The sequence below is a fragment of the Pseudomonas sp. CM25 genome, from assembly GCF_013179705.1.
Taxonomy (GTDB): Bacteria; Pseudomonadota; Gammaproteobacteria; order Pseudomonadales; family Pseudomonadaceae; genus Aquipseudomonas.
On sequence record NZ_JABMCW010000293.1, the window covers coordinates 1 to 6,868 of the forward strand.

The following is a 6,868-nucleotide window of genomic DNA, read 5'->3' on the forward strand; positions in this document are numbered from 1 at the left end:
TGCCAGAGTATTGAACGAAATAGCCACCAGTAGGACAACCAGGGCGTATGCACTGACGTGCCCGAAATGCTTCGATTTAGAGATCATATTTAGGCTTGGCTAACCTTGTGCATCGCTTGGACGGATGTCTTGTTAGATGTCTGGTCGTGCTGAAGAGCGGGCCCTTTCAGGCGCATCAGAATCATTCAGCTCATTGGCGACGTCAACCGCGGTTCTAGCCCTCTCGACATGACTACCCACATGGGATCGGGCACACACGTCGGACCTGCCAATTATAATTGCCCAATAAATCAATTGGATAGCTAAGGCCCCGAGGCTACGCTCGCTCGGTAGCGGTTGAGCTGCGCCCTCGTATCCATGTGGTGGATTCTGTTTATACACGAAATCCATTTGTCTTATTATCAGCCAGCGCAGAGACTCTGCCTACCGACGGAGTAATAAGAATGTCGCCACTGCCGTAACGGTGAGCGACTGATAAGACCACCACCGGAGAGAGCAGATGTGTCATCTCAATGACGCGCTGGCGTGCCCTTCTGACTGTCCTAGCAAACAGAAGTCCAGGGTTCTGATCCAACTGCCTGGGTACCATGCCTTTGGCCCAGCATTTCGGACCCGCCAGATAGGCGATGTGTTCGCCTCATTCCCGTGCAGGGCTGACTTCAGCCCTCATGCAAGTGTTAACGCTCCACATCCTGGGGCACCCGACTACACCCTTGGTGCGATCCTCACAGCTCACGAGCTGGCGGTATCGACGAGGGAAGCGGGGGCCTTCGTATGAAGTCAGTCTGTGCAATGCGGTTCATCTGTGGCTTCGGCGTGCTTGCTGCGCTCACGGTGCTGGCGGATTCGACACTCGCGGCCCCTGTCGTACCGGCTCTCAGTCGTGCGGCGCTGATGGTCAAAGCCCCCGAGCATGTGGCGTTGATCGATATGGAACGTGCAGGATCGCGAATCGTTGCCGTCGGTGAGCATGGTGTGATCATCATCTCGGATGATCAGGGCGCCTCCTGGCGTCAGGCACCGGTTCCGGTCAGTACGGAACTGACCGCCCTCAGCTTCGTCGACGAACGTCATGGCTGGGCGGTTGGTCACTCTGGCGTGGTGTTGGCTACCGAGGATGGTGGGGAGACCTGGAGCAAACAACTCGATGGAGTTCAAGCGGCTCGGTTGATGGTCGAGGCTGCCAAGCGCAGCGGAAATGAACGGGCCCTGAGAAGTGCCGAGAGGCTGGTGGCCGATGGTGCTGACAAGCCCTTCCTGGATGTCCTGTTCCAGGATGTCCAGCGCGGAATGATCATCGGTGCCTATGGCCTGGCCTTTGCCACCGAAGACGGGGGTAAAACCTGGTTTTCCATCGCAGATCGTTTCGACAATCCCGGATCGCTTCATCTCTATGCGCTGGCCGGGCGTGGCGATGAGATCGTGATTGCGGCCGAGCAGGGCCTGGTGCTGCGCTCCACCGACGCCGGTAAGTCTTTCAGCACGTTGAGCGTGCCCTACGAGGGTAGCTTCTTCGCGGTTGCACTACCGCCCAGTGGCGACATCGTCGTGGCTGGCTTGCGCGGCAATGCTTTCCATAGCCGAGATGGCGCTGCGCACTGGCTTAACCTAGAGGTGCCTGGAAACGTCACCGCCAATTTCAACTGTGCAGTGGTGGACGCCGCTGGGGCGGTGTGGTTGGCGAATGCTGCCGGCATGCTCTTCAAGCTCGACGACAATCGCCTCGAACTGACCAACAACCGGCTTCGGCCGCTGAATGATCTGCTGATTCTCGACAGCGGCGCCGCGCTGGGTCTTTCGCTTTCAGGGGTGGTGTCGGTGCCTGCCGCGGTTCAAGGAGTCAAACAATGAACATCTCAGGGCCAAACACGACGCCATTGGACGCCGTGCATTTCGACCCCAGCAGTGGCTCGTTGATCGAACGCCTGCTTTTCAATAACCGGATGCTGATCGTTCTAGTGTGTGCGTTGATCACGCTACTTCTCGGGTGGCAGGCAACCAAGCTGCAGTTGAATGCCAGCTTTGAAAAAACTATTCCGACACAGCACCTCTACATCAAGAATTACCTGCAGTACAAAAATGAGCTCACCGGATTGGGCAATGCGGTGCGAGTGGCTGTGGCCAACCCTGATGGAGACATCTACGACAAGCGCTACCTGGAAACGCTGCGCAAGTTGAATGACGAGCTGTTCCTTTTGCCGGGCGTGGATCGGGCCTTCATGCGCTCGATATGGACCAGTGGTACGCGCTGGTTCGGGGTGACCGAAGATGGCCTCGAAGGTGGGCCGGTGATGCCGCAGGATTATGACGGCAGCGCTGCCAGCCTTCGTCAAGTGGAGGCCAATGTGCAGCGCTCTGGGCAGATTGGCCAGCTCGTCGCCCGTGACTCCACCTCGTCGGTGATATACGTGCCTCTGCTGGAAGTGACGGCCGAGGGCAAACCCCTGGACTATGCCGCCTTCTCCCAAGCGCTGGAAGCACTGCGCAGCAAGTACGAGGCCGAGGGCGTGCGCATTCATGTGACCGGGTTCGGCAAGATCATGGGTGACTTGATCGAGGGGGTCCGCGCCGTACTCGCCTTCTTTGCCCTAGCGGTGGTCATCGCGGCGGCAATGGTGTTCTGGTTCACCCGCTGCATTCGGTCGACGCTGCTGGTCGTGACGGCCTCGCTGATCGCGGTGGTCTGGCAGCTTGGTTTGTTGCCGACGCTTGGCTATCGGCTCGACCCCTACTCGATTCTGGTCCCATTTCTGGTGTTCGCCATCGGCATGAGCCACGGTGCTCAGAAGATGAACGGCATCATGCAAGACGTGGGGCGGGGGCTGGATCGGTTGGTCGCAGCGCGTTTCACCTTCCGCCGCCTGTTTCTCGCCGGCTTGACTGCGCTCGTGGCAGACGCTGTTGGCTTTGCCGTGCTGCTGACGATTGATATCCAGGTCATCCGCGAGCTGGCGATCGCCGCATCGATTGGCGTTGCCGTATTGATTTTCACCAATCTGATCCTGCTGCCCATATTGCTGTCCTATACGGGTGTCAGTGCCAAAGCTGCGCGCCGTAGCCTACGTGCCGAGATGGACGTGCAGGCCGGCGCGAAGAAGCCCGTGCTCTGGGCCTGGCTGGATTGCTTCACTCGTCGGCGTTGGGCCAGTGTGGCAGTACTGGTCGGTATTGTCATGGGTATCGGCGGCATGGCGATCAGCGCCCATCTTAAGATCGGCGACTTGGATCCGGGTGCCCCCGAGCTGCGTCCGGACAGCCGTTATAACCGCGACATGGCATTCATGAACGCCGAGTATGGCGCCTCGAGCGATGTGTTGGCGGTGATGGTCAAGGTACCAGCGGGGCAGTGTGCCCAATACGAAACGCTGAACAAGGTCGATGTTCTGGAATGGGAGCTACGCCAGCTTGATGGGGTGGAGAGCACCAACAGCCTGGCGCTGCTCAACCGGCGTCTGCTGTCCAGCCTGAACGAGGCAAATGTGAAGTGGGGCGCCTTCGTGCCCAACCAACAGGTACTCAACACGGTCACCGGCCGCGCCCCCCGCGGGCTCTACAACGAGAGTTGCGATTTGCTGACGGTGTACGTCTACCTGCGCGATCACAAGGCCGACACGCTGACCCAGGTGGTCAATCACGTCGAGGCCTTCGCTCGGGAGAACAATACCGCCGACGTGCAGTTCCTGCTGGCGGCTGGCTCGGCTGGTATCGAGGCCGCAACCAACATCGTCGTCAAGGACGCCTGGCGGCAGATGCTGTTCTTGGTTTACGGCGCTGTCGTGGTGCTCTGCTTCATCACCTTCCGCTCCTGGCGCGCAGTGGTGGTCGCCGTGCTGCCGCTGGTACTGACGTCGATCCTGGCAGAGGCACTCATGGTCGGGCTGGGCATGGGGGTGAAGGTCGCCACGCTCCCAGTGATCGCTCTGGGCGTGGGCATCGGCATCGATTACGCGCTCTACATTCTCTCGGTCACACTCGCGCAGATCCGTGGGGGCAAGAGCTTGTCGGAAGCCTACTACAGTGCGCTGCTATTCACCGGCAAGGTAGTGATGTTGACTGGCCTGACCCTGGCTGTCGGGGTGGTTACCTGGGTATTCAGCCCGATCAAATTCCAGGTAGACATGGGCCTCTTGCTCGCCTTCATGTTCGTGTGGAATATGCTCGGCGCCCTGATTCTGATACCTGCACTCGCACATTTCCTTCTCGATCCTGCGCGCCGCCAGGCCGCAATCAAGAGCGCCGCGCCACCAACCTGTGCCGGCGCAGACGCCAACTACACAGCTCCTTGTGTTCGGACATAACAAGAAAGGAAGACATCCGATGAATACAGTTTTCATCAATGCCCAGATTTTTGACGGCAGCGGCAAGCCTCCATTCGCAGGCGAACTGCGAGTCGAAGGCAATCGCATCGTTGAGGTGACCGCTGCGCCTGCCGCAGTCTCGCGTAGCGACGCTCGTATCATCGATTGTCAGCACCGCGTTCTGATGCCTGGCATGACCGAGGCGCACGGTCATCTGACCTGGCCGACGTCCGTCGAAAAATTCGTCCCTGGCATGTACCTACCGCCGGAGGAGTTGGCGCTGACGACGGCCAGAAACGCTCGAGTTCTCCTCGACCACGGCTTCACCAGTGTCTATTCGGCCGGTGCGCTCAGCAAGACGCTGGAAATCAAGCTCAACGAGCATATTCAGAGCGGCGGCATGCCGGGGCCGCGTTTGATTCCTTCGTCGGTCGAGCGCGAGCCGCCAAACGAAACTGAATTGGATCCCGGCAAGGTCGAACAACAGCAGATTGGCCCCGACGGTATGCGCGCTTTCGTCAAGGACTGTGCGGCGATCGGCGCCAAGGCCGTGAAGTTTCTCATCTCGGGGGAGAGCGCGCTCAAACCTGGTGCTTCCCATGAGCTGCTTTATACCGAGGAAGAGCTGATGGCAGCCGGTGAGCAAGCGCGCGAATCCAGTGTCTGGCTGACGGGCCATGCGCACGCAGCCGAGGCCGTGAAACTGGGTGTGCGCGCAGGTTTTCGGGTGTTGTACCACTGTACCTATGCCGACGAAGAGGCGCTCGACCTGCTCGAGTCGAAGAAAGATGAAATCTTCATTGCGCCGACCATCGGCATCGTCCAGGCTGCGTTGGATGCCGTTCCGCCACCGCACTTCGACATGAGCCACATGAAAGAAGATGCGGCCATTGTCTTGGAAACCCAAAAGGCACTCATACCAAAACTGCGCAAGCGCGGCTTGAGGCTGCTGATTGGCGGCGATTACGGTTTCCCGTTCAACCCCAACGGACGGAACGCGTGGGACCTCGAACTCTGGATTCGCCATTTTGGCTATACCCCGGGTGAAGTGCTGCATGCGGCCACTGCCCTGGGTGGAGAGATCATGGGGATGGGGCATGAGCTGGGCCAGCTACGCCAGGGATATCTGGCCGATTTGCTGCTCGTCGATGGTGACCCGACCGAAGATGTGCGCATTCTGCAGGACAAGAATCGTCTGTTAGCCATCATGAAGGACGGGAATTTCCACAAAGGACTGGGGCAGCAAGCATGGGCATGACGGACACGCTGGCCGGGCGCTTGCGCGAAGTGGGCAACGACTTGCCAGCCGTCGCGGCGCTCTACGAGCCGTTGCTCGCTGAGCAGGACCGCAGTGGCGTGCGCTGCCATGTGGACCTGATCTATGGCGAACATGCCCGGCATCGGCTTGACGTTTATCAGCCCGAGCAGACGCCACCCAAACAGGGGTGGCCCGTGGTGGTGTTCATGCACGGCGGCGGGTTCGTGCGCGGCAACAAAGAGCATCGGGCCAATATAGGCTGGCATCTGGCGCAACAGGGGTTCGTTACCGTATTGCCCAACTATCGGCTGGCACCTGAAAGCCATTGGCCTTGCGGCCCAGAGGATGTGGTGGGGGTATGGCGCTGGGTGCAGGAACACGGCGCCGCTTACGGCGGTAACCCCGAGGGCGTGGTTTTGATGGGCGAGTCTGCGGGGGCCGCTCACGTTGCTGCCGCCGCGCTGCGTAGCGAGTTGCAACCCAACGCTTGGCGTATTCGCGGCGCGATACTTCTGTCTGGCCCTTATAACGTCCGTCTGGAGGGCATGGCTCACGCCCAATTCGGCATAGCGACTCCGGACCCACGGAACGAGCCTTACTTCGGAACCGACAAGTCGCTATGGGACAGGGCCAGTACGGTCGATAACGTCAGTGCCGAACCGTTTCCCTTGTTGATTAGTTACACCGAGCAAGATTTGATCCAGATGCAGGTACAGGCTGGAGAGTTGTTTGCACGGTTGGTCAGCAAACATGGTTTTTCGCCAGACCTCTTGGTAGTTTCGCAGCATAATCACTTTTCTCAGGGATACAGTTTTGGAACCGCCGATGGTTCAGTGAGCGGGCCCATCGTTAACTTTGTTCGTCGTGTTTGTGAGCGCGGCGCTTAATTTCGAGGTTGTCGTACGGAAGAGATGTCATAGGTTGTCGCCTTGGCGAGGTGAGCGGTTCGATAACTAATAATTAAAAAGGTAATGGGATGAAGACTTCAAAGTTTAAGCCTACGGGTTCTGCTTGCCCGCGTTCCCTGAAAGTCGCAATCACATTGGCGCTATTCGGCACTACTCAGGCAAATGCCTTTCAATTTGATACGAGCACTCCCGACTTGTCGGTTCGTTGGGATAATACCGTCAAATACAGCGTTGGATGGCGACTCGAAGATCGCAAAGCCGAGCTTTCATCGGTTGCGCCGGCGTCGCCCAATCAGAATGACGGCGATAATAACTTCGATAAGGGATCGTTGATCCAAAAACGGCTCGATATCTTTTCCGAGTTTGATGCGAAGTACCAGAACTATGGACTTCGGCTGAGTGGT

5 protein-coding genes are annotated in these 6,868 nt (G+C 58.6%); all 5 read left to right on the top strand.

The genetic code is table 11. The annotated features are described in order from the left end of the window. The first annotated feature begins 774 nt into the window (after window positions 1-774). The gene (locus HP546_RS23335; RefSeq protein ID WP_172230071.1) at window positions 775-1,851 is read left to right on the top strand and encodes a YCF48-related protein; all 1,077 of its coding nucleotides are present in this window, start codon (window positions 775-777) and stop codon (window positions 1,849-1,851) included. Then, window positions 1,848-4,298 carry an RND family transporter gene (locus HP546_RS23340; RefSeq protein WP_172230074.1) on the top strand — a complete coding sequence of 817 codons (2,451 nt, stop codon included), beginning with the start codon at window positions 1,848-1,850 and terminating at the stop codon, window positions 4,296-4,298. The genes HP546_RS23335 and HP546_RS23340 overlap by 4 nt, the downstream gene beginning before the upstream one ends. 19 nt (window positions 4,299-4,317) lie before the next feature. Beyond that, the gene (locus tag HP546_RS23345; protein ID WP_172230091.1) at window positions 4,318-5,556 is read left to right on the top strand and encodes an amidohydrolase family protein; all 1,239 of its coding nucleotides are present in this window, start codon (window positions 4,318-4,320) and stop codon (window positions 5,554-5,556) included. Continuing rightward, on the top strand, window positions 5,553-6,443 hold the full coding sequence (locus HP546_RS23350; protein ID WP_218584592.1) for an alpha/beta hydrolase: 891 nt from the start codon (window positions 5,553-5,555) through the stop codon (window positions 6,441-6,443). Before HP546_RS23345 ends, HP546_RS23350 begins: the two co-directional genes overlap by 4 nt. Before the next feature lie 89 nt (window positions 6,444-6,532). Next, window positions 6,533-6,868, top strand: a 336-nt coding sequence (locus tag HP546_RS23355) for a DUF1302 domain-containing protein (protein WP_172230097.1), incomplete at its 3' end; no start/stop codon positions are given.